26 protein-coding genes and 1 tRNA gene are annotated in these 26,325 nt (G+C 68.1%); 13 read left to right on the forward strand and 14 right to left on the reverse strand.

Going from position 1 to position 26,325, the window contains the following annotated elements:
- Nucleotides 1–52: 52 nt before the first annotated feature.
- Nucleotides 53–910, forward strand: coding sequence for an ion transporter (locus Q7X29_RS02940; protein WP_316573201.1), 858 nt, complete (start codon nt 53–55; stop codon nt 908–910).
- On the opposite strand, the gene Q7X29_RS02945 is transcribed toward Q7X29_RS02940, so the two are convergent.
- The 3 genes from Q7X29_RS02945 to Q7X29_RS02955 form a co-directional block, all read right to left on the reverse strand.
- Nucleotides 897–2,099, reverse strand: a complete 1,203-nt coding sequence (locus Q7X29_RS02945; RefSeq protein ID WP_316573202.1) for a low temperature requirement protein A — start codon at nt 2,097–2,099, stop codon at nt 897–899. The two genes, Q7X29_RS02940 and Q7X29_RS02945, sit on opposite strands and share 14 nt — an antisense overlap.
- A 69-nt stretch (nt 2,100–2,168) precedes the next feature.
- Nucleotides 2,169–2,627 carry an SRPBCC family protein gene (locus tag Q7X29_RS02950; protein ID WP_218716964.1) on the reverse strand — a complete coding sequence of 153 codons (459 nt, stop codon included), beginning with the start codon at nt 2,625–2,627 and terminating at the stop codon, nt 2,169–2,171.
- A 98-nt stretch (nt 2,628–2,725) separates the two neighbouring features.
- Nucleotides 2,726–3,298, reverse strand: coding sequence for a TetR/AcrR family transcriptional regulator (locus Q7X29_RS02955; RefSeq protein ID WP_218716965.1), 573 nt, complete (start codon nt 3,296–3,298; stop codon nt 2,726–2,728).
- A 71-nt stretch (nt 3,299–3,369) separates the two neighbouring features.
- Between Q7X29_RS02955 and Q7X29_RS02960 the strand changes: the two genes are divergently transcribed.
- The 3 genes from Q7X29_RS02960 (at nt 3,370) to Q7X29_RS02970 (ending at nt 6,383) form a co-directional block, all read left to right on the forward strand.
- Nucleotides 3,370–3,942, forward strand: coding sequence for a dihydrofolate reductase family protein (locus Q7X29_RS02960; RefSeq protein ID WP_316573203.1), 573 nt, complete (start codon nt 3,370–3,372; stop codon nt 3,940–3,942).
- Between the two features lie 137 nt (nt 3,943–4,079).
- On the forward strand, nt 4,080–5,345 hold the full coding sequence (locus tag Q7X29_RS02965) for an aspartate kinase (RefSeq protein ID WP_218716967.1): 1,266 nt from the start codon (nt 4,080–4,082) through the stop codon (nt 5,343–5,345).
- Nucleotides 5,346–5,348: 3 nt separating this feature from the next.
- Nucleotides 5,349–6,383, forward strand: a complete 1,035-nt coding sequence (locus Q7X29_RS02970; protein ID WP_316573204.1) for an aspartate-semialdehyde dehydrogenase — start codon at nt 5,349–5,351, stop codon at nt 6,381–6,383.
- 257 nt (nt 6,384–6,640) lie between these two features.
- Here the strand turns inward: Q7X29_RS02970 and Q7X29_RS02975 are convergent, their stop codons facing one another.
- On the reverse strand, nt 6,641–7,957 hold the full coding sequence (locus tag Q7X29_RS02975) for a serine hydrolase (RefSeq protein WP_308248389.1): 1,317 nt from the start codon (nt 7,955–7,957) through the stop codon (nt 6,641–6,643).
- 454 nt (nt 7,958–8,411) lie between these two features.
- On the opposite strand from Q7X29_RS02975, the gene Q7X29_RS02980 reads away from it, so the two are divergent.
- The 3 genes from Q7X29_RS02980 to Q7X29_RS02990 all read left to right on the forward strand — a co-directional run bounded on the left by Q7X29_RS02980 (nt 8,412) and on the right by Q7X29_RS02990 (nt 11,484).
- A complete protein-coding gene (locus Q7X29_RS02980; RefSeq protein WP_218716984.1) occupies nt 8,412–8,834 on the forward strand; it encodes a Fur family transcriptional regulator in 423 nt (140 codons plus the stop codon).
- Entirely contained in the window at nt 8,831–10,291 is a 1,461-nt protein-coding gene (locus tag Q7X29_RS02985; RefSeq protein ID WP_316573205.1) for a catalase, read from the forward strand. The genes Q7X29_RS02980 and Q7X29_RS02985 overlap by 4 nt, the downstream gene beginning before the upstream one ends.
- A gap of 524 nt (nt 10,292–10,815) precedes the next feature.
- The gene (locus tag Q7X29_RS02990) at nt 10,816–11,484 is read left to right on the forward strand and encodes an arsenate reductase ArsC (RefSeq protein ID WP_308248390.1); all 669 of its coding nucleotides are present in this window, start codon (nt 10,816–10,818) and stop codon (nt 11,482–11,484) included.
- On the opposite strand, the gene atzF is transcribed toward Q7X29_RS02990, so the two are convergent.
- Both atzF and Q7X29_RS03000 read right to left on the reverse strand, forming a co-directional pair.
- Nucleotides 11,441–13,156 carry an allophanate hydrolase gene (gene atzF, locus Q7X29_RS02995; RefSeq protein WP_316573206.1) on the reverse strand — a complete coding sequence of 572 codons (1,716 nt, stop codon included), beginning with the start codon at nt 13,154–13,156 and terminating at the stop codon, nt 11,441–11,443. The genes Q7X29_RS02990 and atzF overlap by 44 nt on opposite strands.
- An 11-nt stretch (nt 13,157–13,167) precedes the next feature.
- Nucleotides 13,168–13,872 carry a GntR family transcriptional regulator gene (locus Q7X29_RS03000; RefSeq protein ID WP_316573207.1) on the reverse strand — a complete coding sequence of 235 codons (705 nt, stop codon included), beginning with the start codon at nt 13,870–13,872 and terminating at the stop codon, nt 13,168–13,170.
- Nucleotides 13,873–14,096: 224 nt separating this feature from the next.
- Here Q7X29_RS03000 and Q7X29_RS03005 point away from each other — a divergent pair, with 224 nt between their 5' ends.
- On the forward strand, nt 14,097–14,264 hold the full coding sequence (locus Q7X29_RS03005) for a hypothetical protein (protein ID WP_218716973.1): 168 nt from the start codon (nt 14,097–14,099) through the stop codon (nt 14,262–14,264).
- Between the two features lie 137 nt (nt 14,265–14,401).
- On the opposite strand, the gene Q7X29_RS03010 is transcribed toward Q7X29_RS03005, so the two are convergent.
- From Q7X29_RS03010 to Q7X29_RS03020, 3 genes are all read right to left on the reverse strand, one after another.
- Nucleotides 14,402–14,475 (reverse strand) — tRNA-Pro (locus tag Q7X29_RS03010).
- A gap of 64 nt (nt 14,476–14,539) precedes the next feature.
- Nucleotides 14,540–16,207 (reverse strand): hypothetical protein, encoded by a 1,668-nt coding sequence (locus Q7X29_RS03015; RefSeq protein WP_316573208.1) that lies wholly within the window; start codon nt 16,205–16,207, stop codon nt 14,540–14,542.
- A 39-nt stretch (nt 16,208–16,246) separates the two neighbouring features.
- Nucleotides 16,247–17,209: a metallophosphoesterase gene (locus Q7X29_RS03020; protein WP_218716975.1), complete on the reverse strand. Its 963-nt coding sequence runs from the start codon at nt 17,207–17,209 to the stop codon at nt 16,247–16,249.
- A gap of 231 nt (nt 17,210–17,440) precedes the next feature.
- On the opposite strand from Q7X29_RS03020, the gene Q7X29_RS03025 reads away from it, so the two are divergent.
- Nucleotides 17,441–17,905, forward strand: a complete 465-nt coding sequence (locus Q7X29_RS03025) for a GatB/YqeY domain-containing protein (protein ID WP_218716976.1) — start codon at nt 17,441–17,443, stop codon at nt 17,903–17,905.
- 58 nt (nt 17,906–17,963) lie between these two features.
- Here Q7X29_RS03025 and Q7X29_RS03030 read toward each other — a convergent pair whose 3' ends face one another.
- Nucleotides 17,964–20,342 carry a penicillin-binding protein gene (locus Q7X29_RS03030; protein ID WP_218716977.1) on the reverse strand — a complete coding sequence of 793 codons (2,379 nt, stop codon included), beginning with the start codon at nt 20,340–20,342 and terminating at the stop codon, nt 17,964–17,966.
- A gap of 373 nt (nt 20,343–20,715) precedes the next feature.
- Here Q7X29_RS03030 and Q7X29_RS03035 point away from each other — a divergent pair, with 373 nt between their 5' ends.
- On the forward strand, nt 20,716–21,039 hold the full coding sequence (locus Q7X29_RS03035; RefSeq protein WP_019044565.1) for a WhiB family transcriptional regulator: 324 nt from the start codon (nt 20,716–20,718) through the stop codon (nt 21,037–21,039).
- Between the two features lie 136 nt (nt 21,040–21,175).
- On the opposite strand, the gene Q7X29_RS03040 is transcribed toward Q7X29_RS03035, so the two are convergent.
- A complete protein-coding gene (locus Q7X29_RS03040) occupies nt 21,176–22,309 on the reverse strand; it encodes an ArsA family ATPase (RefSeq protein ID WP_218716978.1) in 1,134 nt (377 codons plus the stop codon).
- Entirely contained in the window at nt 22,306–23,343 is a 1,038-nt protein-coding gene (locus Q7X29_RS03045) for an ArsA family ATPase (protein ID WP_218716979.1), read from the reverse strand. The genes Q7X29_RS03040 and Q7X29_RS03045 overlap by 4 nt, the downstream gene beginning before the upstream one ends.
- A gap of 59 nt (nt 23,344–23,402) precedes the next feature.
- Between Q7X29_RS03045 and Q7X29_RS03050 the strand changes: the two genes are divergently transcribed.
- From Q7X29_RS03050 to Q7X29_RS03060, 3 genes are read left to right on the forward strand one after another with little or no spacing between them, the layout of a single operon-like run.
- Nucleotides 23,403–23,564, forward strand: coding sequence for a DUF4177 domain-containing protein (locus Q7X29_RS03050; RefSeq protein ID WP_019044568.1), 162 nt, complete (start codon nt 23,403–23,405; stop codon nt 23,562–23,564).
- A 2-nt stretch (nt 23,565–23,566) separates the two neighbouring features.
- Nucleotides 23,567–24,040 carry a RidA family protein gene (locus Q7X29_RS03055; protein WP_218716980.1) on the forward strand — a complete coding sequence of 158 codons (474 nt, stop codon included), beginning with the start codon at nt 23,567–23,569 and terminating at the stop codon, nt 24,038–24,040.
- 9 nt (nt 24,041–24,049) lie between these two features.
- Nucleotides 24,050–24,847 (forward strand): MBL fold metallo-hydrolase, encoded by a 798-nt coding sequence (locus tag Q7X29_RS03060; RefSeq protein ID WP_218716981.1) that lies wholly within the window; start codon nt 24,050–24,052, stop codon nt 24,845–24,847.
- A 171-nt stretch (nt 24,848–25,018) separates the two neighbouring features.
- Here Q7X29_RS03060 and Q7X29_RS03065 read toward each other — a convergent pair whose 3' ends face one another.
- The gene (locus tag Q7X29_RS03065) at nt 25,019–25,693 is read right to left on the reverse strand and encodes a Crp/Fnr family transcriptional regulator (RefSeq protein WP_019044571.1); all 675 of its coding nucleotides are present in this window, start codon (nt 25,691–25,693) and stop codon (nt 25,019–25,021) included.
- Nucleotides 25,694–25,860: 167 nt separating this feature from the next.
- Nucleotides 25,861–26,103 carry a hypothetical protein gene (locus Q7X29_RS03070; protein WP_255587266.1) on the reverse strand — a complete coding sequence of 81 codons (243 nt, stop codon included), beginning with the start codon at nt 26,101–26,103 and terminating at the stop codon, nt 25,861–25,863.
- Nucleotides 26,104–26,325: the final 222 nt, after the last annotated feature.

Consider the following 26,325-nt stretch of genomic DNA (forward strand, 5'->3'; position numbering starts at 1 on the left):
GCGCGCAATGTGACCGATCCGCGTCGACCGGCCGTTACGCTCGGCAAGGACGATGGCGTTCGAAGGGAGTACCGAGGTGGCCTCACCGGGCATCGAGCGGGTCGAGGCGTTGCCGGACGTACGCTCGAAGACGCCATCGCTACGGACCGACCTGTTCATGCTGGTCCTGGCGATCATCTCGGTCGCGCTGGTCGTCTGGATCACCTTCTTTCCCGTCTCCGGGACGACCTATCACGCGATCGTGGTCGCCGACTGGACGATCTGCGGCATCTTCCTGATCGAGTTCCTCTGGCGCTGGCGCCGGGCGGGCTGGCCGTGGAGCTTCCCGTTCATCTACTGGTACGAAGTGCTCGGCATGATCCCGGTGACCAGCCCGATCTTCCGCGGGTTCCGGCTGCTGCGGATCGTGGTGATCCTGATCCGGCTCGGCCGGGTCGCCGACCGCGCGCTGGGGGAGCGGGTCACCGCGACGATCGTGAACCGTTTCGTCGGCACCATCGTCGACGTGATCAAGCGCCCGATGACGATCGCGATCCTCGACGAGGTCTCCAAGGTCCTGCGGGCGGGCCACTACACCAAGAACATCGCCGCGGCGCTCGAGGAGAACCACGCCGAGGTCGACCAGATGATCGTCGACCTGATCAAGAACGACCCGACGACCAGCAAACTGCGCTACGTCCCGTTCCACGACGACATCATCCGGCTCGTCGCCGACACCGTGTACCGGATGCTGCGCCAGCTGCTCGACGACCCGCGCACCGACGAACTCGTCGCCGACATGCTGCGGGAGAACCTCGATCAGATCAACGACGCGGTGCGCGCCGGGGTCAGGGTGCCGCCGTCGCACCGAGGGGCGACGCCCGCCGAGCACGGCGTGCGCCACCACCTCGGTCAGATCAAGCGTGCCTGATCTGGTCGCGCGGGGTCGCGTACCGAATGGTCTCGAAGATCACCAGTAGGGCCAGCAGCGCGCACAGCAGGCTCAGCGCGGCGAGCGCGGGCAGGTGCGTCGCCACCGGGATCACCGCGACCAGCAGGACCGCGGTGATCACCCGGGCGATCGAGATCTCCTTGGTCGCATAGTATTTCGCCGCGACGACGCCGAGCAGGAACAGCGCGGGCCCGATGAAGAGCGCGGCCAGCGGAATGCCGTGCAGCGCGTCGGTGAGCTTGTGATGCGAGGCGTCGCCGACGTAGTACAGCACCTTCTTCAATCCCAGCGAGAGCGCGATGACGCCGGCGATGATCGGGAAGTGCCCGTAGGTGTAGCTGCGCTGCGCGATCTTGATCTGGTGCGCGCCGCGGGAATGGGCGAAGGCGTGCTCGATCGAGATCGCCGCGACGTCGAAGTACAGCCACCACAGCAGGCCCGACACCGCGAGCCCCAGCATCGAGCCCAGCGCGATCGGCCAGGAGATCGGCAGGCCGGCCACCCCGATGCCGATCGAGACGATGGACTCGCCGAGCGCGATGATGACGATCAGCCCGTAGCGCTCGGCGAAATGCGAGGCCGAGTTGATCCGCCAGTCGGTGCCCGCGAACCAGGTCCAGGCCATGTCGCCGGCGATCGCGGCCAGCCACAGCACGATCTGGGTGAGGCCGTCGGTCATCGCGGCGACGACGAGCAGCGCGGTCCCGAGGGTGATCGAGCCCAGTGCCCAGCGCAGCACCTGGCCGCGCAGCTGGGAGTCCTCGGCGCTGATCACCCAGAAGATCGAGACGTGCACCAGCCGCACCACCAGGTAGGCGATGGCGAAGACGAGCGGACCGAACCAGCCGCCGCTCAGGTCCTCGAACGCCTCGGGAATGGTCAGCGCCGCGATGAACGCGCCCCCCATCGCGACGAACATCGCCACCCGGGCGATGCCCTCGTCGGCCCTGACCACATTGCCCAGCCACGAGTAGGCGATCCACAGCCACCACATCAGCGCCAGGACCAGGGCCGCGCGGACCACGTTGGCGCCGGTCGGGTTGTCGGCGGCCAGCGCGGTCACCATGGTGAAGGCGAAGACGATCACGAGGTCGAAGAACAGTTCGAGCTGGGTCACCGAGGCGCCTTCGGCCACCTGCTGGAACCGAACCCGTCGAGTACCGATCATGCGCTCATCGTCGCACCCGGCGTGCTCGTCCGCGCGGAACGGACGCGGCTTTCGCCGTCGGCGCAACCGCTAGCCGACGCCGTAGCGGTGGACCTCGGGATACCGTTCGGCGAAGTCGATGAAGTTCGCGACGATCTCATCGCTCATCTTGCGCAGGGTGCGCTTGAACAGGATGCCGGGGATGGGCAGCGGCAGCTGGATCTCGACGTGATAGTCGATCTCGGTGCCCTCGGGGCCCTCGACCAGGTCGAACGAGCCGCTGCCCTTGGAGCCGCGGCTGCTGTCGACGACCTCCCAGGACACCCGGTTGTGTTCCCAGAAGAATTCGAGGACCTGCGCGTCGGAGTTGCCCAGGAAGGTCGCGGTGACGAAGACCCGGCGCGGCCTGCCGTCGGCGTCGCGGGGGCCGACGCGGACGTCGCTGTAGTTGGTCGACCACTCGGCTAGGAGATCGACGGCGAGCAACGCATCCATGATCTGGTCGACGGGAGCATCCACGGTGAATCGGATGTCGATCTTCGAGCGCATCTTGCCTGTCCTCCGAAACCCCCGCTGTCTTCGCGCCCGATTGTGCACACGTGTACCAGTGATCGTCAACACGTCTATGGTCTGGACAAATGACCGGGTCAGGGGCGTATCGCCCGCTCGACGGCGGTTTCGATCAGCTCCATGCTCTGTTGCTCGGTGAAGATACCGGGCAGGGTGAGGTGCTCGACGATGAGCCAATTCAGGGCCAGATACAGCAGGAGTACCGACGCCTCGTCGCCCGGCTGGCCCGACGCCAGGTGGTTGCGGACGTTGAAATCCAGGTCGGCCCTGACCCGCTCGGTGAGCACCTCGCGCAACTCCGGACGCCGGGTCGCCTCGAGCCGCAGTTCGAGCAGCGCGAGGTAGGCGGTGCGGTGCGATTCGAGCCGGCCGACGACCTCCTTCATCAGCGCGGTGATGTTCTCGACCGTCTTCGGTCCCTCGCTCACCAGCGCCATCGTCTCCTCGCTCGGCTGGACCACCTCGTAGAAGCGGGTGCCTGCCTGGGTGAGCAGCTCGTCGCGGCTGGTGAAGTAGTTGGACGCGGTGCCGACGGGCACCCCGGCCTGCTTGTCCACCGCGCGGAAGGTGAGGCCGCGCGCGCCTTCGGCCGCCAGCACCTCGATCGCCGCGTCGAGCAGCGCCTGCCGTCGTTCGGGATTAGTTCGCACTTGACACCACTCCGTCTGTAGTACTACGTTCAAACCACTTCAATCAGAGTACAACAACCTAGGCGGTACCCATGCGAAAGCTTGTCTACTACATCGGTGTCTCGCTCGACGGCTACATCGCGGGTCCCGGCGGCGAGGTCGACTTCTATCCGACGCCGCAGAACTACATGGAATGGATGACGGCCGAGTTCCCCGATTCGATCCCGACCCATCTCCGGCCGCACATCGGCATGGACCCCGAGCTGCCTGCCAAGAACTGGGACACGGTGCTGATGGGTCGCGGCACCTACATCCTTCCGGGCGAGCACGTCGAGAGCCCGTTCTCGCACCTGAAGCAGTACGTCGTCTCGTCCTCGCTCGCGCAGGCCGATCACCCCGGCGTCGAGATCGTCTCCGGCGACCCCGCGGAGCTGGTTCGCGAACTCAAGCGGCAGGAAGGCGGCGACATCTGGCTGTGTGGCGGCGGGAACCTGGCCGGTCAGCTGATCGACGAGATCGACGAGATGGTCATCAAGAGCTACCCCGTCATCGCGGGCGACGGCGTACAAGCGTTCACCGGCGTCTTCAAACCGACATCTTTCACTCCGGTGCGGCGCAAGGAATTCGACAACGGCACGCAGGTCACCTGGTTCGTCCGGGCCTGATTTCGACGGTTATCCACAGGTGACGAGCCTGTGTCGTTTTCCACAGGCTGGGGAGGTAGCGGCAAAACCGGTGGACCAGGGCCGGTACTCTTGGTCGCTGATACCAAGCCTGATTGTCGATCGTGAAGGACCTAGCCGTGGCTCTCGTTGTTCAGAAGTACGGAGGATCCTCGGTGGCTACCGCCGAGCGGATCCGGCGCGTCGCTGAACGGATCGTGGAGACCAAGAAGCAGGGCCACGACGTCGTCGTGGTCTGCTCGGCCATGGGTGACACGACCGACGAGCTGCTCGATCTCGCGGAGCAGGTGGCCCCGGCGCCGCCTGCTCGCGAGATGGACATGCTGCTCACCTCCGGCGAGCGCATCTCGAACGCGCTGGTGGCCATGGCGATTCATTCGCTCGGTGCCGAAGCACGCTCGTTCACCGGTTCGCAAGCCGGCGTGATCACCACCGGCGCGCACGGCAACGCCAAGATCATCGACGTCACCCCCGGCCGCCTCCAGGAGGCGCTGGCGGAGGGGCAGATCGTGCTGGTCGCCGGCTTCCAGGGCGTCAGCCAGGACAGCAAGGACGTCACCACGCTGGGCCGCGGTGGTTCCGACACCACCGCCGTCGCCCTGGCCGCGGCGCTGAAAGCCGATGTCTGCGAGATCTACACCGACGTGGACGGCATCTTCAGCGCCGACCCGCGCATCGTCGGCGACGCGCAGAAGCTCGACAAGATCTCCTACGAGGAGATGCTCGAGATGGCGGCCTGCGGCTCGAAGGTGCTCATGCTGCGCTGCGTGGAGTACGCGCGCCGCTACAACGTTCCCGTTCATGTCCGGTCGTCCTACACCGACAAGATCGGCACCACTGTTTTCGGATCGATGGAGGACATTCCCGTGGAGCAGGCAATCCTGACCGGCGTCGCGCACGACCGCAGCGAAGCCAAGGTGACCGTCGTCGCCCTGCCGGACGAGCCGGGCTACGCGGCCAAGGTGTTCCGCGCGGTCGCCGACGCCGAGATCAACATCGACATGGTGCTGCAGAACATCTCCAAGGTCGACACGGGCAAGACCGACATCACCTTCACCCTGCCCAAGACCGACGGCGCTCGCGCGGTCGAGATGCTGACCAAGCGGCAGGACGAGATCGGCTTCGCGCAGGTCCTCTACGACGACCACATCGGCAAGGTGTCGCTGGTCGGCGCCGGGATGAAGTCGCACCCGGGCGTCACCGCCACCTTCTGTGAGGCGCTGGCCAACGCCGGCGTGAACATCGACCTGATCTCCACCTCGGAGATCCGGATCTCGGTGCTCGTGCGCGACACCGAACTCGACGAGGCCGTGCAGGTCCTGCACAAGGCCTTCGATCTCGGCGGCGAAGAGGCCGCCGTCGTCCACGGCGGAACGGGGCGTTAAACCATGGGTGTACGGGTAGGCGTCGTCGGCGCGACCGGTCAGGTCGGCGCCGTCATGCGCAAGCTGCTGGAAGAGCGCAACTTCCCGGCCGACGAGGTGCGCTTCTTCGCCTCCTCGCGCTCGGCGGGTAAGACGCTGCCGTGGCGTGGCGGCGATATCGTGGTCGAGGACACCGAGACCGCCGATCCGTCGGGTCTGGACATCGCGCTGTTCTCGGCAGGCGCCACCATGTCGCGCGTGCAGGCCCCGCGCTTCGCCGCGGCGGGCGTCACCGTGATCGACAATTCCTCGGCCTGGCGCAAGGATCCCGATGTGCCGCTGGTGGTCTCGGAGGTCAACCCCGAGGCCACGCGCAACCTGCCCAAGGGCATCATCGCGAACCCGAACTGCACCACCATGGCCGCGATGCCGGTGCTCAAGCCGCTGCACGACGTGGCGGGCCTGCAGCGTCTGATCGTGTCGAGCTACCAGGCCGTGTCCGGTAGCGGCCTGGCCGGTGTGGAGGAGCTCGCCACGCAGATCCGCGCGGTGGCCGCCGACGCCGAGAAGCTGGTGCACGACGGCAGCGCCGTCGAGTTCCCCGCGCCGAACAAGTACGTCGCCCCGATCGCGTTCGACGTCATTCCGCTGGCCGGCTCGCTGGTCGACGACGGCTCCGGCGAGACCGACGAGGACCAGAAGCTGCGCAACGAGAGCCGCAAGATTCTCGGCCTGCCCGACCTGCTGGTCAGCGGCACCTGCGTGCGCGTGCCGGTCTTCACCGGTCACTCGCTGTCGATCAATGCCGAGTTCGCCGAACCGATCTCGGTGCAGCAGGCCCAGGAACTGCTGGCCAAGGCGCCGGGCGTGCGCCTGGTCGGCGTGCCGACCCCGCTGGCCGCCGCGGGCCAGGACGACTCGCTGGTCGGCCGCATCCGCCAGGATCCGGGCGTCCCGAGCGGCCGCGGTCTCGCGCTGTTCATCTCCGGCGACAACCTGCGTAAGGGTGCCGCGCTCAATACCATTCAGATCGCGGAAGTCCTGCTGAACAACCGCTGAGCAGTTCGCTGGAACGGGCTGGTCCACCACATCCGGTGGGCCGGCCCGTTTCTCGTCTCACGACTCGACCTGGAGCAGCCCGTCCAGGATGACCGCAGGTGCGGTGGCGTCGGTGTTCGCCGGCCTCGGACCGCGTCGGCGAGATCGCGTTCGACGCCGTTCTCCCGGCCGAGGCGGTGCTGTACCGGACTACCTGGACCCGACCCGCTTCCGGCACCCCGACCCCAGCGGTGCCGACGACGTGTCCGTCTGAACGGCTAGCGCCGGATGCCCGGGGTCCGTGGGTCGTCACCGAGGCAGACCAATACCGCGCACCCCGGGGGAATGCTCGCGAACGGCGCGGCCAGCGGCTGGTTCAGGCAGTCGAAGACAGTGCAGCCCGGATAGGCGCCGGGGCCGATGCCGAACACGGCGAGCAGGATGTTGGCGTCGATCAGCCGGGCCGGATCGAACTCGACCGGCGGTTCGACGTACGGCTCGGCGACCGGGGTCGGGGCATCGGTGAAGGCCGCGAACAGCCTGCGGAAGAACTCGTGCGGCAGTTCCTCGGGATGCGCGATCACCCCGCTCGCTCCGTACGCTGTCTCGTTGCCGAACGCGCCGGTCCACATGACCATCAGGTCCAGGCCGGGCAGGAAGAAGACGTTCTGCAGTGCGAGCCCCGACATGAAGAAGCTGTCGGCGGGCAGGAAGTCGGGCGACTCGGCGCAGTCGGCGCCGACCCAGAAAAGGTAGCCGTAGCAGCTGTTCTGCGGTGATGGAGTGCGGGCCTTGCGCAGGTAGTCGGCCGAGATCACCCGGTCGGCGCCCCACCGGCCGTCGTTGGCGACGAGCAATCCGATCTTGGCCAGATCGTTGGGCGGCAGCAGCAGGTGGGCGTAGCCATAGGTGTGCCCGGACCGATCTCGCGCCCAGTAGTAGTCGGAGCGGGCGATGCCCAGCGGGTCGAACAGCTCGCGTTGCGCGAACTGCTGCAGCGGCTCGCCGACGGCCAGTTCGATCACCCACGACAGCAGGTCGACATTGCGCTGGCTGTAGCTGAACGTGGTGCCCGGCGGGTTGGTCAGCTCCACTGCCAGCGCCTGGACCGCGCTGTTCGGGTCGACCGGGATCACCGCGGTGACGCCCTCGGTGAGCACGCCGACCTTCATGCCCGAGGTCTCGGTGAGCAAGTTCTCCACCGTGATCGACCGGTGCAGCGCGTCGCCGAGGCCGGCGGGCAGGTACCGGTCGATCGGGGCGTCGATCGCGAGTTTGCCCTGATCGGAGGCGATTCCGGCGATCAGCGACACCACCGACTTGGTGACACTCCAGATGTTCCACGCGACATCGCCGGTCTCGTCGTTGCGCGGGCCCTCCCCGACCAGGCAATTGTGCCGAAACACTTGGACATTGAACCGATTGCGGGTCGCGGCGAACTGCAGTGCCTCGTCGAGCTTGGCCGGGTCGAGCCCGACCTGCTCGGGTCGCGCGCGTTCGAGGTCGCGCTCGGAGGTCACCGCGCACCTCGTCGCTGTTTCCGGGGCGGCGACGGCGGGCGCGGCGACCAACGCCCCCGAAGTCAGTGCAACCACGATCGTTCCCGCGAAAAATCCCCTGATCAGCCCCATGCGGCCGAGACTAGCCCGCATCGCCGTCCGTAACCCGTATAGCGGGGCCGCCCGATCCCCTAATCGCCGGCATGTTCACCTCCCCGTAAAAACCCCGGCTCGGAGAGCCGGTCACGCCGGAGACGACAAACGCCGCCAGGTCGATGAGGGAGACCTGGCGGCGTTCGAGTCGAAGGGCCGCCGCGGGGGCGGCCGTTCAGGGTGTCGACGCCCCACAAGCGCCTCTCGGCGAGTGGTCGCTCGTAGCGACAAAGGGGTGAGGCCCGGGGCTGTTCGGACGCCGACAGTGGTGTTCAACCAACGCCCCGGTGCGGCTATTCCAGGCCCTGGATGTGATCCGCGCAACCCTGCTTGATCCCGTCGTTTTCTTGACTTATTCCAGAAAATGGGGAGAGTGGATGGTGTGCACACCGAGGAGATGGACGCTCGCCGACTGTTGCGCGATGCGGGGTTGCGGGTGACCGCACCACGGATCGCGGTGCTGGATACTGTTGCGGCGCTACCGCATTCGGATGCGGAGACGATCGCGACGGCCGCCAGGGCGCGGCTCGGCGCGGTGTCGACGCAGGCGGTGTACGACGTGCTCAGCGCCTGCGTGCGAGCGGGGATCCTGCGGCGGATCGAGCCCGCGGGCTCGCCTGCCCGGTTCGAGACCCGGACCGGGGATAATCACCATCACCTGGTGTGCCGAAGTTGTGGGCTGGTCGTCGACACCGATTGTGTGTCCGGCGCCCCGCCCTGTCTGCAGCCCGCGGACGATCACGGTTTCGCGATCGATGAGGCCGAGGTCGTCTTCTGGGGGTTGTGCCCCGACTGTCGAAATCAGGAGGCCGCGAAATGACCAAGCCGACCACGACCAACACCGGCAATGCCGTCGAGAGCGACGACGAATCGCTGTCGGCCGGAACCCAGGGACCGGTACTGCTCCACGACCACTACCTGATCGAGAAGCTGGCCCAGTTCAACCGCGAGCGGGTGCCGGAGCGCATCGTGCACGCCAAGGGCTCCGGCGCGTACGGCGAGCTGGTGGTGACCGGCGATGTCAGCCGCTACACCAAGGCCAAGCTGTTCCAGCCGGGCGCGCGCACCGAGTCGCTGGCCCGGTTCTCGACCGTGGCCGGCGAGCAGGGCAGCCCGGACACCTGGCGCGATCCGCGCGGTTTCGCGGTGAAGTTCTACACCGAGGACGGCAACTACGACCTCGTCGGCAACAACACCCCGGTCTTCTTCATCAAGGACGCGATGAAGTTCCCCGACTTCATCCGCTCCCAGAAGCGCCTGCCCGGCAGCGGCCTGCGCGACCACAACATGCAGTGGGACTTCTGGACGTTGCGCCCGGAGTCGGCGCACCAGGTGACCTGGCTGATGGGCGACCGCGGCCTGCCCAAGTCCTACCGCCACATGGACGGCTTCGGCTCGCACACCTACCAGTGGATCAACGCCGAAGGCGAGCGCTTCTGGGTGAAGTACCACTTCAAAACCGATCAGGGCATCGAGTTCCTGACCCAGGCCGAGGCCGACACTCTCGCCGGGTCCGACCCCGACTACCACCGCCAGGATCTCTGGGACGCGATCGAGCGCGGCGAGTTCCCGAGCTGGACGCTGAAGGTCCAGATCATGCCGGTCGCCGAGGCCGAGGGCTACCGGTTCAATCCGTTCGATCTGACCAAGGTGTGGTCGCAGCAGGACTACCCGCTGATCGAGGTCGGCAAGTGGACGCTGAACCGCAATCCGGGCAACTTCTTCGTCGACATCGAGCAGGCCGCGTTCGAGCCCTCCAACATCGTCCCCGGTATCGGCTTCTCGCCGGACAAGATGCTGCTCGGCCGCGTCTTCGCCTACGCCGACGCGCACCGCTACCGGATCGGCACCAACTACGCGCAGCTGCCGCCGAACCGGGCCAAGGCCGCCGAGGTGAACTCCTATTCGAAGGAGGGCGCGATGCGGTACGAGTACAACCCCGCCGACGTGCCGGTCTACGCGCCGAACTCCTACGGCGGTCCGCACGCCGATCCGGCGCGGGCCGGTGACGGCGGGCTCTGGGAGTTCGACCCGTCGATGGTGCGGGCCGGCTATATCCAGCACGCCGAGGACGGCGACTTCACCCAGGCGGGCACGCTGGTGCGGGAGGTCCTCGACGACGCCGCCCGCGAGCGGCTGGCCGACAATATCGTCGGGCACGTGCTCGCCGGGGTCACCGAGCCGGTCCTGAGCCGGGTATTCGAGTACTGGCGCAATGTCGACGCCGATCTGGGTAAGCGCGTCGAGGAGGGGGTGCGGGCCGGCCGGGAGGGCTGATCCGCCGATCGAAGCGACAGCGAGGCAGGTACGCCGAGAGGCCTACCTGCCTCGCGTCGTGTCCGCAGGAAATAGGTTGGCGCGGAGCGGAATTCGATCCGCGCCATCGATGTCGTTTCGGTCAGAAGTTGCTGAACCAGTACAGCAGGCTCGCCAGCAACCAGACGATCAAGGTCTCCATCGTCGCTCTCCATCTTGTCGGTACTTCCATCATCGCCGATGAACCGGCCTGTGCTGACAAGTTGTTCTTAAGAACCTCTCGAGACGGGCATCGCATCCTTTCTCCAGACACCGGAACAACCGGGTCCGACCGGTCTCGAGGGGTGATCAGTCGGACCCGGCGGTGCAGACCAGAAGGTGGCTCTTCCAGACGCTGAAGACGCACTGCCGACGGTAACCACACCGAAGGGCTGGGCCGGAGCTGTTCCGAAGGTGTCGCGGGGTACGCCGACCGGGCCGGTCCGATCGAGGGGTGACCGGCCCGGTCGTTTGCGTTCGGCGGCGTTCGCCGTCAGGGTTGGGGAGTGGTCGAAATCGCCGAGCACCGAGACGCGCTGGATCGTGCCGAGGGACGGCTGCGCGAAGAATTCGCGACGATGTTCGAGCTGGAGACGATCCATCGTTTCCTGCACTCCTCCTACGACGACTTCGCCGCCAGGGCGACGGTGACTTTGTATCTCCCGCTGCTGGCGGAACGTTTCGGCCGACAGCGACTCCAAGCGCTGGCCAAGGTCGAAGGCAAGGTCGCGACACCGCGCCCGACGGTGCTGTTCCTGTGCACGCACAACGCGGGCCGGTCGCAGATGGCGCTCGGCTTCTTCGAGGAACTGGCGCTGGGTCGCGCCGTCGCCTGGTCGGGCGGGTCGGTGCCGGGTGAGCAGCTCAATCCGGCCGCGGTGGCGGCGATGGCGGAGGTGGGCATCGACATCTCCCGCGAGTATCCGAAGCCGTGGACCGACGAGATCATCCGGGCCGCCGACGTGATCGTCACGATGGGCTGCGGCGACACCTGTCCGCTGGTGCCCGGCGTGCGCTACGCGGAATGGATCATCGAGGACCCGGCCGGCCTGGAACTGGAGCTGGTGCGGCCCATCCGCGACGACATCGGCCGCCGCGTGACGGACCTGCTCACCGAGCTGGGGATCGCCGTCAGCGAGCCCGCAGATACGCCACCCAGCCCCCGTAACCGGTGATGTCGGTGGCGGCGACGGCGGCGTCGTAGCTGCACGCGAAGCCGACCACCGAGCGGCCGTCGGACAGCTCGATACTGGTCAGCGCCATCGGCGGCGGCAGCTGGGCCAGGAAGCGGCCGAGGCCGCCGGGGGAGACGAGGAACAGCTCGCCCAGGATCGGTGCGCCGAGGCCGTCGCCGTGGCGGACCAGCCCGGGCTTGGGCGGCGTCGTGTCGAGCGCGGTCAGGCGGTAGGCGTCGCTGGTGGTGATCTGGCCGGCGAACCGGGCGCCGAGCTGCTCGAGCTGCCAGTGCAGTGGCTGTCCGCGCAGATGCGCGCCGAAAACCGCCAGCGGCACACCGGTTTCCACCAGCAGCGGCGACGGGGTGCCGGTGAGGCGGGCGGCCAGGTCGACGGCGAGTTGGTCGGCGAAGGCGGGGACGACCGCCATCACGCCGAACGGCAGGCCGTCGGCCGTCGGCGCGCCGGGGACCGCGACGGCGGCGAGGTCGAGCAGGTTGCAGAAGTTGGTGTAGGTGCCGAGCCTGCGGTTGATGGCCACGGGATCGGCGGCCACCTCGGCGATCGAAGGATGCTCGGTGGTGGTCGGCAGCAGCAGGCCGTCGTAGCCGGTCAGCAGGGCCGTGGCGGTGGCGCGGGCCCCGGCGAGGGTGTCGAGATCGGTGGCGAAGGCCGGTGCGTCCAGTTCCTTCGCGGCGCCGATGATGGCCGCCACGGTGGGGTCGAGGCCCGGCGCGCCCTTGTCGACGAACTCGCCGACGGCCGCGTACCGCTCGGCGACGATCGCGCCGTCGTAGAGCAGCCGGGCCGCGTCCAGCAGCGGGGAGATGTCGATCTCGTGCACCGCGACACCCTGATCGCGCAGCGTGGCGACGGTTTCGGTGAAGGCATGCCGGTAGGCGGGGCTCAGTGGCGCGAGATCGTCGGGGCGGGGGATCGCCACCTTCGGCTGGGGCGAGGCGGCCAGGCGCACGTCGGCGGGCCAGGCGCGGCTGCGCGGATCGCGGGCATCCGGGCCCGCCATGGTCTTGGCGGCGGTGACGGCCAGGTCCAGGTCGGCGGCGAAGACGGTGACCGCGTCGTAGTCCGCGCACGCGGGGACGACGCCGTGCGCGGGGATCACGCCCAGGCTGGCTTTGATGCCGACGATGCCGTGCAGCGCCGCGGGTACCCGGCCCGAGCCCGCGGTGTCGGTGCCGATCGCGAGGTCGGCGATGCCGAGGGCGACCGCGGCCGCCGAGCCGGAACTCGAACCGCCGGAGATCAATTCGGGGTACCGGGCGTTGCGGACCGCGCCGTACGGGCTGCGGGTGCCGACCAAGCCGGTGGCGAACTGGTCCAGGTTCGTCTTGCCGAGCACCAGCGCGCCCGCCGCGACCAGACGCGCCACCGCCACGGCGGTTTCGGCGGCCGGATAGGCGAATTCGGGGCAGGCCGCGGTGGTCGGCAGGCCCGCGACGTCGACATTGTCCTTCACGGCGAGGAGTGAGCCCGCCAGCGGCAGTTGCTCGCCCGCGGCGATCCGGCGCTCCAGTTCCACTGCCTCACCGGCGAGTTCGCTTTCCGGGCGCAGCGTGATCCAGACCTCGGGACGGTCCACCTCGGCGATCCGCGCGTAGGCCGCGGCGACCCTGGCGGTCGGTGTCGCGGTGTCGAGTAGTCCTGCTGACATGGCGGGTCTCCTTAATCGCTCATGGACATGGCGGCGACGGCGCGCGAGATGCGGTCGAGCACGACATCGAGCGAGTCGCCGATGTGGGTGTGCAGGAGCCGCTGGGCCAGCTCGAGCTCGCCTGCGAGGACGGCGTCGAGGATGCCGAGGTGCTCGCTGATCGTGGTCTCGATGCGGTTGTTGATCATGAAGTCGTACATGCGCACATGGCGGATGCGGGAGTTCACCGCGATCAGCGCGCGCACCATCTCGGTGTTGCCCGCCGCGGTCAGCAGGGCGACGTGGAATTCCTCGTCGACCACGACGAATCCCGGTTCCTGGGCGGGCGGGTCGGCCTGGAGGGCCAGCCAGCGTTGCTGCTCGGCGCGCAGCAGCCGCTCGTCGTGGGTGAGCGCGGGGTCGGTGCGCACCCGGGTCATCCCGCCCAGTTCCAGCGTCAGCCGCAGTTCGTACAGGTCGCGGATGCGGGCCACGCTCGGCCGGACCGGGCTGAACCCGAACTCCTCGCGCTCCAGCAGGCCGTCCGAGCACAGCATGGTCAGCGCCTCGCGCACCGGCGTACGGGAGATGCCGAATCTGGTCGACAGCTTCGGCTCGGTGAGGCGCTCGCCGAAGCGGATGTCGCCGTTCATCAACTCCGCGCGCAGCGTCGCGTACACGACGTCGCGCAGCGGTCTGCTCGCGCCGTCATCCGGTGCATCCACCCTTGTCGACATGGGTGTATACGCTATCGACCGGGAATTTCTATCAAGTGACAGAAAGTAAGCGGCAGGTTATCGGGTCCTCACACCGCCCGTCTCACCACGGGCGCGTCCGCGTGGAGAGCACTTCTCAACCACTTTCGAACACGCAGGGAACCTCCGGTGACACAGTCCGCGCGCAGTCTTTGCTGCGAGCCCGCCGTCGCGCTCCCACTCCGCTCACCCCGGAAGGGCGTCCCATGAACACCTCCGCCGCCATCCTGGCCCTCATCCTCGGCTTGTTCTCGGTCATCGCCATCACCGTCTGGTGGCCCAACCCCCTCGACCGCGAAACACCCCCGACTTACGAAGAACCCCTGCTCCGCGGTGCGTCCGTCCCTCGACCCACCCGCCGCGAGCACCACTGATCCGACCCGACGGGTGGGCGATCGCTTCCGCGGTGGCGGAGCCCTTTCCGGCCGAGTACCGGGAGAATGGTCCGGAAATACGAGGAGCCCCTGACCAGCGAACTGATCAGGGGCTCTTCTGTGTCTCAACCAACACGTCGGGGTGACAGGATTTGAACCTGCGACCTCTTCGTCCCGAACGAAGCGCGCTACCAAGCTGCGCCACACCCCGTGAGGCGAACCTGAAGTAGCTTACAACGAGGTGGCGGGGATTGTTAAACCGGCTGGTCAGGGGGCTAGTTGAGGGCTCGGACGGAGCTGAAGATGCGCTTGGCGGTGGCGGCGTCGATGGCGTCGGGGACGCCGGTGTCGGCGATCATGACCATGACGAAGCTGCCGTCCTTCGAGCCTTTGAACGCGTAGGTGTAGATGGAGAAGGTGGACGCGCAGCCGGGCTTGGGTGTGGGGACGGTGCCGGTGGTCTCGGTGAACATGCCCTCGGTCTTGCCGTCGATCGACTTCAGCGGCTGGGCCGGACCGGGGGTGCCGGTGGCGCCCGAGTAGGCCAGGGGCGCGGCCTTGGTGCCGAGCTCGGCGCCCGCCGCGGCGTGGTCGGCCTGCTTGGAGCCGGTGAGCAGCGACATGGTGCGGGTGGAGCCGGGGCAGTAGTCGCGGCCGTCGGTGGCGTAGCCCTTGCCGATGACGGTGTCGCCCGGGGGCTCGCCGACGCCGCCGATGGTCGTCTCCGTGGCGACCTTCCAGCTCGGCGGGACGTCGTAGGCCGCGCCCCGGTCGGGGGAGGCCACCACCTGGTAGCCGGCGATGAGCGGCGTGCGGTTGCCCGCGGCGCCGGAGGGGGACGGGGTGGTGGAGCTGGGCTTCGACTTGCTGGTCGGCAGTGGTGCGTCGGTGGTGGTGAGGGCGCTGACCATCGACGGGGTGGTGCTGCCGCTCGCGGTGGTGGTCGGGTCGTTGTCGCCACGGGTCAGCGCGAAGGCGGTGATGACGCCGCCGGCCAGCAGCAGTGCGGCGACCCCGGCCGCCACCCAGACCACGGCCTTGCTGCCGGACTTTCGGCCCGGCTGTCCGTAGGGCGGCTGTCCGTAGGGCTGGTTGCCGAACTGCTCGAGCGGCGGGACCTCACCGTACTGCTGCTGCGGCTGTCCCCACGGCTGGGCTGGATTCGGCTGCCCCACAGCCGGATTCCATTGCTGGTTCGAGGCGCCCCACTGCGGCTGCCCCGCGGGCACACCCCACTGCTGATCTCCGGGCGGATTCGAGCCGGGCCACCCCGCGTTCGGAGTGCGCAACTGGGTCGCGTCGGCCTGCCCGGGGTACGCGTCCGGCCAGGGTGCGGCGGGGCCGCGCAATTGGGTGGGGTCGGCTTGCCCTGGTTGGGGTGAGCTGGGCTGTCCGGCAGGAGGATTCGCTCCGGGCCATGCCATCGCTGGATTCCCCAGCTGGGTCGGGTCCGCCTGCCCGGGCTGCGCGGCCGGTGGATTACCGCCGGGCCATGGCGCGGGTTCGGCGGGGTTGCGCAGTTGGGTGGCGTCGGCCTGGCCTGGTTGCTGCCACGGCTGCGGGGAACCAGGTTGTCCGGCAGGTGGATTGGCTCCGGGCCAGGGTGCCGCCGGAGTCCCCCACTGGGGCGGCTCGGCCTGGCCGGTGGGCGAATTGTCCCATTGTTGGGGGCCTGCCGGGGTCCACTGGGTCGGATCGGGCAGCGGGGGTGGTGGGCCGGAGCCGTCCCAGCGCAGAGTGGGCGGGAGGCCCGTGCTGCCGGGGGTCCAGACCGTGGTGGGGTCGGGGTTGGGTTGTCCCGCAGGGGGATCCGACGGCGTCGGCGCGCCCGGGGGTGGGTTCACCGCACCGGGACGCTGCCACTGCGCGTCTGCTGGGTCGGGTGCACCGGAGCCGCCGAATACGGTCGGGTCGTTGCGCCGGTCGTCGGATCCACTGCTCACTGTCATCCCCTACTGACAAACGTCGTTCGGGGCGCAACCCTAGCGGGCGACGGCCTCCGATGCCGAGATGCCGTAGCCGGTGTCGGCCGAGGGCCGCTTCGGCGGGGCACCGACCAGCGTCAACAGGGTGGCCTCCGGGCGGCAGCAGAACCGGTAGGGCGCCCACGGCGAGGTGCCGATGCCCGCCGAGACATGCAGCTGGGTGTGCTCGCCCCATTGCGAGGCGCCCTTCACCCGGGACTTGTCGATGCCGCAGTTGGTCACCAGCGCGCCGTAACCGGGCACGACCAGCTGCCCACCGTGCGTGTGACCGGCCAGCACGAGGTCGTAGCCGTCCTCGGCGAAACGGTCGAGCACCCGGGGCTCGGGCGAGTGGGTGACGCCGATGCTCAGCTGCGCGAGCTGGTTGGGCGCGCCCGCGACGGTGTCGTAGCGATCGCGCTGCAGATGCGGATCGTCGACGCCCGCGCTCGCGATGCGGATGCCCGCCACCTCGAGGTCGCGACGGGTGTGGGTCAGGTCCAGCCAGCCGCGCTCGGTGAACGCCGCGCGCAGATCCTGCCAGGGCAGCGGGTCGCCGTAAACGCGGCGATGATCCTTCTTGAAATACTTCAGCGGATTCTTCGGCACCGGCGCGAAATAGTCGTTCGAACCGAACACGAACAGACCGGGACGGGCCAGCAGCGCACCGAGTGATTGCACGACGGCGGGCACGGCCTTGGGGTGCGAAAGATTGTCGCCGGTATTCACGACCAGGTCGGGTTCGAGCCGGTCGAGTTCGCGCAGCCACTGCTGTTTGAGCTGTTGGCCCGGCATCATGTGCAGGTCGCTGACGTGCAGAATTCGCAGCGTCGGCGAGCCGGGCGTGAGGACCGGCATCGTGGCTTCGCGCAGGACGAACGCGTTCCGTTCGATCAGCGTGGCGTAGCCGATACCGGCGACGGCGGCCCCGGCGGCTCCCAACGCGGTTCGGCGGACAGCGGACGTCGAGATAACGGGCATTTGCCCAGCATAGGCGACCCCCTCCCGGAACGGCGCGTGTGTTTCCGCACAAGTGATAAGAATTCTCGGCCCGCCCCCGATTCTGGACCGACCGGAGGGTGCGACGAAGGAGTGCCCGGAGGAGGGAAGAATCGGGGTTACAGGGCCGAGAACCGCGCCCCGGCGCGGAATGTTTGCGTTGCGATGAAAATGTGATGGGACTCCGCGAGGTGAACAGCTAGCGTGAGGCGCATGTCGGAACTGAAATCGCAACTGCGCGCGGATATGACCGCCGCGATGAAAGCCAAGGACACTCTGCGTCTGTCGACCCTGCGGATGCTGCTCGCCGCGATCCAGAACGCCGAGGTCTCGGGAGCGCAGGCGAAGGAACTCTCCGATGCCGAGGTCGTCGCCGTGCTGCAGAAGGAAGCCAAGAAGCGCAACGAGTCGGCGGTGATCTACGAGCAGAACGGGCGTGGCGAACTGGCCGCCAACGAGCGTGCCGAGGAAGAGGTCATCGAGCAGTACCTGCCCCGGCAGCTGACCGAGGCCGAGGTCGCCCAGGTCGCCGACACCGCGATCGCCCAGGTCGCCGAGGCGATCGGCGAACGGCCCGGAATGAAGCAGATGGGTCAGGTCATGAAGGTGGCCACCGCGCTCGCCGAGGGCAAGGCCGACGGTTCGCGGCTGTCCGCGGCGGTCAAAGCCCGGCTCTGACCTGCCTGGCCGACGAACAGGGCCGCCGTCCTTCGAGGACGGCGGCCCTGTGTCGTTGCTAGCGCGGCACCGGAATCGGGATCGGTGGCAGACGCGGGATCTGCGGGAGACCGGGCAGCGCGGGCGCGGGCGCCGCGGGCGGCGGCGTGGTCGGCGCGGGCACGCGGACCGAGCCGTCACTGATGTAGATCGTGACGACCGAGCCCGGAATCGCCGAGCCGTTCGGCGAACTGCCCATCACGGTGCCCTTGGCCTGCGAGCCGGGACTGGTCACCGCCGAGACCTGGAAACCGGCGCCGGACAGGATCGAGGTCGCCTCGCCCTGTGACTTGCCCGCCACGTCCGGAACCTGGGAGTTGTTCGCGCCGCGGACGTACTTGTCGTCCACCGGCGGCAGGGCGGGCGGCGGGAACCGGTCCATGACCGGCTTGATGGCGTTGAACCAGGTGCGCGCCGGTTCGTTACCACCGAACAGGCCCGCGGCATTGCTGGCGCCGCAGTTGCGCAGCGGGAACGAGCAGATCTCGCCGGGGGTCGGGCTGTCGCCGTAGACGTAGACCGACGACGCCAGCGAGTTGGTGAAGCCGAGGAACGCCGAGGAGCGGTGGCTCTCGGTGGTGCCCGTCTTGCCCGACATCGGCGCCGCCCAGCCTGCGGCCCGCGCCGCGCCCGCGGCGGTGCCGCTGACGTCGTCCTTGCTCATCGCGTTGGCGAGGGTGTTGGCCAGCCCGGGGTCGACGACCTGCTCGCACGCCTGCTGGGTGAGCGGGACGGGCTTGCCGGTGCGGTCGGTGACCTCCTTGATGGGCGAGGGCGGGCACCACTTGCCCGCCGAGCCGATCGTGGCGGCGACATTCGACAGTTCCAGCGGGTTGATCGCGAACGGGCCGAGGGTGAACGAGCCCATGTTGTTGTTCTTGATGTGGTCGGCCAGGCTCGTGTTGCCGTGCCCGGAGGTGCCCGGATCGGTGTAGGACCGCATGCCGAGGCGGACGGCCATGTCCACCGCGGAGGCGACGCCGACGTCCTGGATCATCTTCACGAAGGCGGTGTTGGGCGAGGTCGCGAGCGCGTCGGTCAACGACATCGACCCGGGGTAGTTGCCCGCGTTCTTGACGCACCAGGAGTCCGCGGGGCAGCCCGGCGAGTTCGAGTAACCCATGCCCTTGGCGGCGTAGGTGCCCGGCACGTCCACCTGGGCGGCGATGCCGAGGCCCTTCTCCATCGCGGCGGCGGTGGTGAACAGCTTGAAGATCGAGCCCGCGCCGTCACCGGCCATCGAGTACGGCTGGCCGAGCAGCGTCTCGTTGGCGTCGCGGTCCAGGCCGTAGGTGCGGCTCGACGCCATCGCCAGGACGGGGTGCGAATCCTGCCCAGGTGCGATCACCGACATGACCTCGGCGATGTTGTCGAGGTTGGGGTCGGCCTGCTCGTTCACCGACCGCTTGACCGATTCCTGCAGGACCGGATCGAGGGTGGTCTTGATCAGGTAGCCGCCCTTGTCGATCTGCTCGCGGCTGATGCCCGACTCGGCCAGGTACTGCAGCGCGTAGTCACAGAAGAAGCCCTTGTCGTGGGCGGCGATGCAGCCGCGCGGCAGGCCCTTCGGCTCGGGCAGCACGCCGAGCGGTTCGGACTTGGCCTTGCGGAACTCCTCCGCGCGGTTGGGGATGTTCTGGATGAGCGTGTCGAGCACCGTGTTGCGGCGATCGGTGACGCCCTGGACGTTGGTGTACGGGTTCAGCTTGGAGCTGGACTGCACCATGCCCGCGAGCATCGCCGACTGGGTGACGTTGAGGTCGGCGGCGTCGATGCCGAAGTAGGTCTGGGCGGCGTCCTGGACGCCGTAGGAGCCGTTGCCGAAGGGCACCAGGTTCAGATAGCGGGTGAGGATCTCGTCCTTGCTCAGCTCGCGGTCGAGCGTGAGCGCCATCCGGATCTCGCGCAGCTTGCGCGCCGGGGTGGTCTCGATCGCGGCGCGGCGTTCCTGGTCGGTCTTCGCGACGACGAGCAGGTTGAAGTTCTTCACGTACTGCTGGTCCAGCGTCGACGCGCCCTGCTGCACCTCGCCGGAGGAGGTGTTGGTGAGGAACGCGCGCAGCGTGCCCTGCCAGTCGACGCCCTTGTGGTCGGCGAAGCGCTTGTCCTCGATGGACACGATCGCCAGCTTCATGTTGTTGGAGATGCGATCGCTCGGCACCTCGAAGCGTCGCTGCTCGTAGAGCCAGGCGATGGGTGCGCCGTTCGCGTCGACCATGGTCGAGACGGCCGGGACCGTGCCTTCCACCAGTTCGGCTGAGACGTTGTCGACGGCATCGGCGGCTCGGTTGGAGATGAACCCGAATCCACCGGCCAAGGGGAACAACAGCCCGGCGACTAGCACGGAGGCCAGCGCGCAGCTGCCGGCCAGCCTCGCGAGCGTTTGAGTGATCGGCACCAGCCCAGCCTAAAGGGTGGGGTGGCGGTGTTCACGGCTGTGCTGCTCGACAGGGGATGTCCGGTCGGTGCCAGGGGGGTTGCTCGGGCGTGTCAACAAAATGATCACATCGGCGTGTCGCGCCCGGCCACGCCGGTGAACAGCAGGACTGCCCGGTCGGATCCCTGATTTGAATGGACGGCCGTACCAAAAAATCGGGGAGCGGTCTTGCGTAACCGCCATACCTTTACCTAGATTGAGAACCCAGTGTGATAGAGCTAACACTCAAAGTGGAATGTGGTGCGGACCGCAGCGGTAGTTGGGTTGCTGTGATCCGCGCTCGCGATTCTGGAGCGCCGCACAACGGTGTTCGGACTGCAAAGGGGCACATCAAATGCACATCACAACCCCCATCGCTCGACTGGATGTAGAGCAGGCCGAGGCAAGGATCGCTTGGGTTGCCCAGGCGCGATGCAAGGAAGTGGACCCTGATCAGCTGTTCGTTCGTGGTGCGGCGCAGCGCAAGGCGGCGACGATCTGCCGCCATTGCCCCGTGTTGATGCAGTGTGGTGCCGATGCGCTGGACAACCGGGTGGAGTTCGGAGTGTGGGGCGGGATGACCGAGCGACAGCGACGCGCGTTGCTCAAGCAGCATCCCGATGTGACGTCGTGGGCCGACTTCTTCCAGGCCCAGCGCCAGCATCAGGTGGCGATCTAGCAGGCGAGACCGCAGCGTTATCACAAACGGCGCCGAGACCGCGGAGTTTGCGGAATCGGCGCCGTTGGCGGATGTTACGAGACTGTGAGCTATAGCCGATAAGTCTGAATCGAGCTCTGGATTCGGGCAGGTCGGCTCAGACCGCGGCGGGTTTGCCCGCCAACTGGTCGCCGACCGCGCGCAAAGCCTCCAGGTCGGAGACCTCGAACGGCAGCGCGGTGACCGAAACGATCGGGACCCGCGGATGGGCGCCGGTGAAGCGATGCAGCAACCGCTGTTCCCGCTTCGCCGTCGCCACCCGCTCGGCGTGGATGCGCAGCACCGACGCGGCGAGCGGGTCCGTCTCCGCGAGCTGGTCGGCGGCGGTCAGCGCGTGATCGGCCGGCAGCCCCGACAGCGCGGGGTGCGTCCGGTTGAGCACGAGGCCGGCCAGCGGCATCTGCTCGGTGGACAGCCGGTCGACGAAGAACGACGCCTCGCGCAGCGCGTCGGGCTCGGGCGCGGCGACCACGAGGAAGTGCGTGCCCGGCTTGGACAGCATCGCGAAGGTGCGCTCGGCCCGGTCCTGGAAACCGCCGAACAGCGATTCCAGCGACTGCAGGAATGTCGAGGCGTCCTTGAGCATCTGGCCGCCGACGATCGTCGACACACCGCGCATCGCCAGGCTCATCGCCCCGGTGACGAACCGGCCGACGCCCCGGCCCGGCGCCATGATCAGCCGGATCATCTTGCCGTTGAGGAAGGTGCCGAGCCGTTTGGGCGCGTCCAGGAAGTCCAGCGCGTTGCGTGAGGGCGGAGTGTCGACCACGATCAGGTCCCACTCCTTGTGCCCGGCCAGCTGACCGAGCTTCTCCATCGCCATGTACTCCTGCGTGCCGCCGAAGGACGAGGCCACCGTCTGATAGATCGGGTTGGCGAAGATCTGCTCGGCCTTCTCGGCGCTGGTGTGCTCGAGCACCATGTCGTCGAAGGTGCGGCGCATGTTCAGCATCATCGCGTGCAGCTCACCGGGCACCTCGGGGCCCAGGTCGACGCGCTGCGGGGTGTTGTCCAGCTCGGCCACACCCAGCGACTGCGCGAGCCTGCGCGCCGGATCGATGGTGAGCACCACGACCTTGCGGCCCGCCTCCGCGGCCCGCAGCGCGATCGAGGCGGCGGTCGTGGTCTTGCCGACGCCGCCGGAACCGCAGCAGACGATCACGCGGGCCGTCGGATCGGCGATGATCCGGGAGACGTCCAGCGGGGGCGTGGTGGTCACTTGCTCGCTCATCGCACTCCCTGCGCCGATAGCTGTTCTGCCAGTTCGTAGAGTCCGCCCAGGTCCATGCCCTCGCCGAGGTCGGGCAGGTGCAGCTGGGGGACGTCCACGCGCGCCAGTTCGGCGGCGCTCTCGTCCTGGGCGGTCAGCATGACGGCGTGGTCGACGGTCTCGGTGAGCAAACCGGCGAAATCCTCGTCGGGCAGGGTGATTCCGGCCTTCGCCAGACTGGCGGCGATGTCGGTGGTGTCGAGCTCGCCGCGCACGGCCAGCTCACGATCGACGGCGGTGAGCCGGGATTCGGCCGCCCGGTTGACGATCACCGTCCCGATCCGCAAGTCGTTGGCCGCCAGCTCGGCGACCGCGTCGGCGGTCTCCTGCACCGGCAGCGCCTCGAGCAGGGTGACCAGGTGGATCATCGTCTGGTCCGAATGCAGCAGCTTGGACACGCCCTCGGCCTGCGAGGCGATCGGGCCGCCCTTGGCGATCTCGGCCATGGCCTGGGTGACATCGAGGAAGCTCGCGATCCGGCCGGTCGGCGGGGCGTCGACGACGATGTCGTCGTAGGCGGGCTTGCCGTTCTTGTCGGCGCGCACCGCGCATTCCTTGATCTTGCCGGTGAGGATCACATCGCGCAGACCGGGAGCGATGGTGGTGACGAACTCGATTGCGCCCATCCGCCGCATCGCCCGGCCGGCGAAGCCGAGGTTGTAGAACATGTCGAGGTATTCCAGGAACGCGTGCTCGATGTCGAGGGCGAGCGCGAACACCTCGCCGCCGCCGTCGGCGCTGGCGATCTGGGTCTCGGTAGGCGGCAGCGGCGGCCGGTCGAACAACTGCGCGATGGACTGACGGCTCTCCACCTCGACCAACAGCACTTTGCGTCCCCCTGCGGCCAGGGCGAGCGCGAGTGCGGCCGAAACGGTCGACTTGCCGGTGCCTCCCTTGCCGGTGACGTAGTGCAAGCGGGCGGTGGCCGCGCGCTGTGGCCATCCGGTCGACGGTTCGGGAACCGACGAAACCGGCTCTGCTGTTGGTGCTCCCACGTGGCCGAGCCTATAACCCGTTTCTCGGCCGTGGTCGGGGTGCGCCCTAAACTCACACCATGAGTGAAGTCACCCTGTGGGAGTACGCGACCGTGCCGCTGTTGACGCACGCGACCAAGCAGATCCTCGACCAGTGGGGCGCCGACGGCTGGGAGCTGGTCACGGTGCTGCCCGGACCGACCGGCGAGCAGCACGTCGCCTACCTGAAGCGGCAGAAGTAGCCGTGGCCACCGCGTGGAAGGACGCGCTCGATCGGCTCGGGGTCACCCTGCCGCCGGTCGCCGCTCCCGTCGCGGCCTACATCCCGGCCGTGCGCACCGGTTCGCTGGTCTACACCTCCGGCCAGCTGCCCTTCGTCGACGGTGAGCTGTCGTCGGTCGGCAAGGTCGGCGCGGACGTCGATGTGGAGCAGGCCAAGGAGGCCGCGCGGCTGTGCGCGCTGAACGCGCTGGCCGCGGTGCACGATCTGGTCGGGCTCGACCGGGTGGTGCGGATCGTGAAGGTCGTCGGGTTCGTCAACTCCGCACCGGGATTCACCGATCAGCCGATCGTCATCAACGGCGCCTCGGAGTTCCTCGGCGAGGTGTTCGGCGAGGCGGGCGTGCACGCGCGCTCCGCGGTGGGTGTCTCGGAGCTGCCGAAGAACACTCCCGTCGAGGTGGAATTGATCGTCGAGTTGGACCGAGCAGTCGGATAGGCAGCCGTCATGGCACTGGAACACCCCGCGTACGGCCAGGTCAGGGCGGTCACGCCGACGGCATCGGTGTTGCTGGCGGACAATCCGTCGCAGATGACGCTCGACGGGACCAACACCTGGCTGCTGCGCGCCCCCGGCAGCGACGACTACGTGGTCGTCGATCCGGGTCCGAAGGACAAGAAGCACACGGCCGCGATCGTCGCGGCCACCGGTGGCCGGGTCGCGCTGACCCTGATCACCCATCACCACCACGACCACACCGGCGGCATCGATCACCTGGTGAAAGCCACCGGGACGCCGGTGCGGTCGGTGGAGACCGAGCATCTGCGCGGCGAGGTGACCCCGCTCGTCGACGGCGAGCTGATCGAGGCGGCCGGTGTGCGGATCTCGGTGCTCGCCACCCCGGGCCACACCGGCGACTCGGTGAGTTTCGTGCTCGACGACGCGATCATCACCGGTGACACGGTGCTCGGGCAGGGCACCACGGTGCTCGCCTCGTCCTCGGGCGCGCTGGCCGATTTCCTGCGGTCGCTGGAACTGCTGCGGCACCACGGCGCGGGCCGGGCACTGCTGCCCGCGCACGGTCCCGATCATCCCGACGCGGCTCCGGTGGTGCAATACTACCTGAACCACCGGCGTGAGCGGCTCGATCAGATCCGGGCGGCCCTGGTCGAACTGGGCCAGGACGCGGGCGCTTTCGAGGTCGTCCGCAAGGTGTACGCCGACGTGGACAAACGACTGTGGCCCGCCGCGCGTAGCTCGGTGAAGGCACAGCTGGAATATCTGCGGGCCGAACGCGGGGCCTGAGCCCGGCCCGGGAGCCGACGTGCGCTGTTCGGCACGTCGGCCTGCGGCCTGTCCGGCGTACCCGCTGAAACGACGACGGCACGCCGGAACCACCCTGGTGCGGACGAGGCCCTCTTCCTGCGGAGCCGCACCGGTGGTCCCGGCGTGCCGAGACGTCGTCTAACTACTCGATCAGCGAGCGCGACGTGCGAGCCGCTCGGAGTCCGAGATCAGGACGCTCTTGCCCTCGAGTCGCAGCCAGCCGCGATGCGCGAAGTCGGCCAGGGCCTTGTTCACGGTTTCACGGGAGGCGCCGACCAGCTGGGCGATCTCTTCCTGGGTGAGGTCGTGGGTCACGCGCAGCGCGCCCGCTTCCTGGGTGCCGAAACGCTGAGCGAGCTGCAGCAACGCCTTGGCGACGCGACCGGGCACGTCGGTGAAGATCAGATCGGCGAGGTTGTTGTTGGTGCGGCGAAGGCGTCGGGCCAATACGCGCAGCAGCTGCTCGGCGATCTCGGGACGCTGATCGATCCACGCCTTGAGCGCGTCACGGTCCATCGTCACCGCGCGGACCTCGGTGACCGTGGTGGCGGTCGAGGTACGCGGGCCCGGGTCGAAGATCGACAGTTCACCGAACATGTCGGACGGACCCATGATGGTCAGCAGGTTTTCCCGGCCGTCGGGGGACCGACGACCGATCTTCACCTTGCCCGAGGTGATGATGTACAGCCGATCGCCGGGTTCGCCCTCGTTGAAGATGACGTGGCCGCGCGGAAAATCTACGGGCTGCAGCTGCTTGGCGAGCGCGGCCACCGCGGTGGGCTCGACGCCTTGGAAGATGCCTGCTCTGGCGAGGGCCTCGTCCACGAATGTGCTCCTTATGGGATATGGCTTGCGAACCTGGTCGAGCGAATCGACCAACAGCGCAGTCTACGCGGCCTCGCGGCAGCACAGTGACAGACACCACGTAAAGAGTGGATTGCGCACTGTGCGCGGAGTGTGAACGGGGGGTTGTGCCCGCGGCGGAGCGACGATCAGCTGGCCCGAGCGACGTCCATTTCGGCGGTCCGTGAGCGGCGCTTGCGCATCCGCGCGACCGCGGCGGGGAGGCCGAGCTTCGTCAGCTCTTTCACTTCGGCGTTGCTGGCGTTGTCCAGGTACTGCTGAACCTCTTCGTCGGGTTCGAGAAGCTTTCGGAGCCGATTCTCGACCCGCTCCATCCCCAGCGCGAACAGCATCAACAGCACTGGGAAGAGCACCACAGCGAGTCCTTGCATGACAGGCAGTAAACACGGTCCAGGTCTCAGATGGAACACAGGCGGCAAACTGACCGCCCAATGTTGTCGTAGCGGTTACGTATGGTGGACAGGTGCCCGTTTCCCCCTCCACCGCGCCCGCCGGCGACGCCGAAACGGCTGCGGCGCCCACCGGCATCTCCGCGGCGCGTAAGCGCAAGAACCGTGCGATAGCTGCGGAAACGCGGATCGGACTCGTCCGCC

The organism is Nocardia canadensis, assembly GCF_032656385.1.
GTDB classification, from domain to species: domain Bacteria; phylum Actinomycetota; class Actinomycetes; order Mycobacteriales; family Mycobacteriaceae; genus Nocardia; species Nocardia canadensis.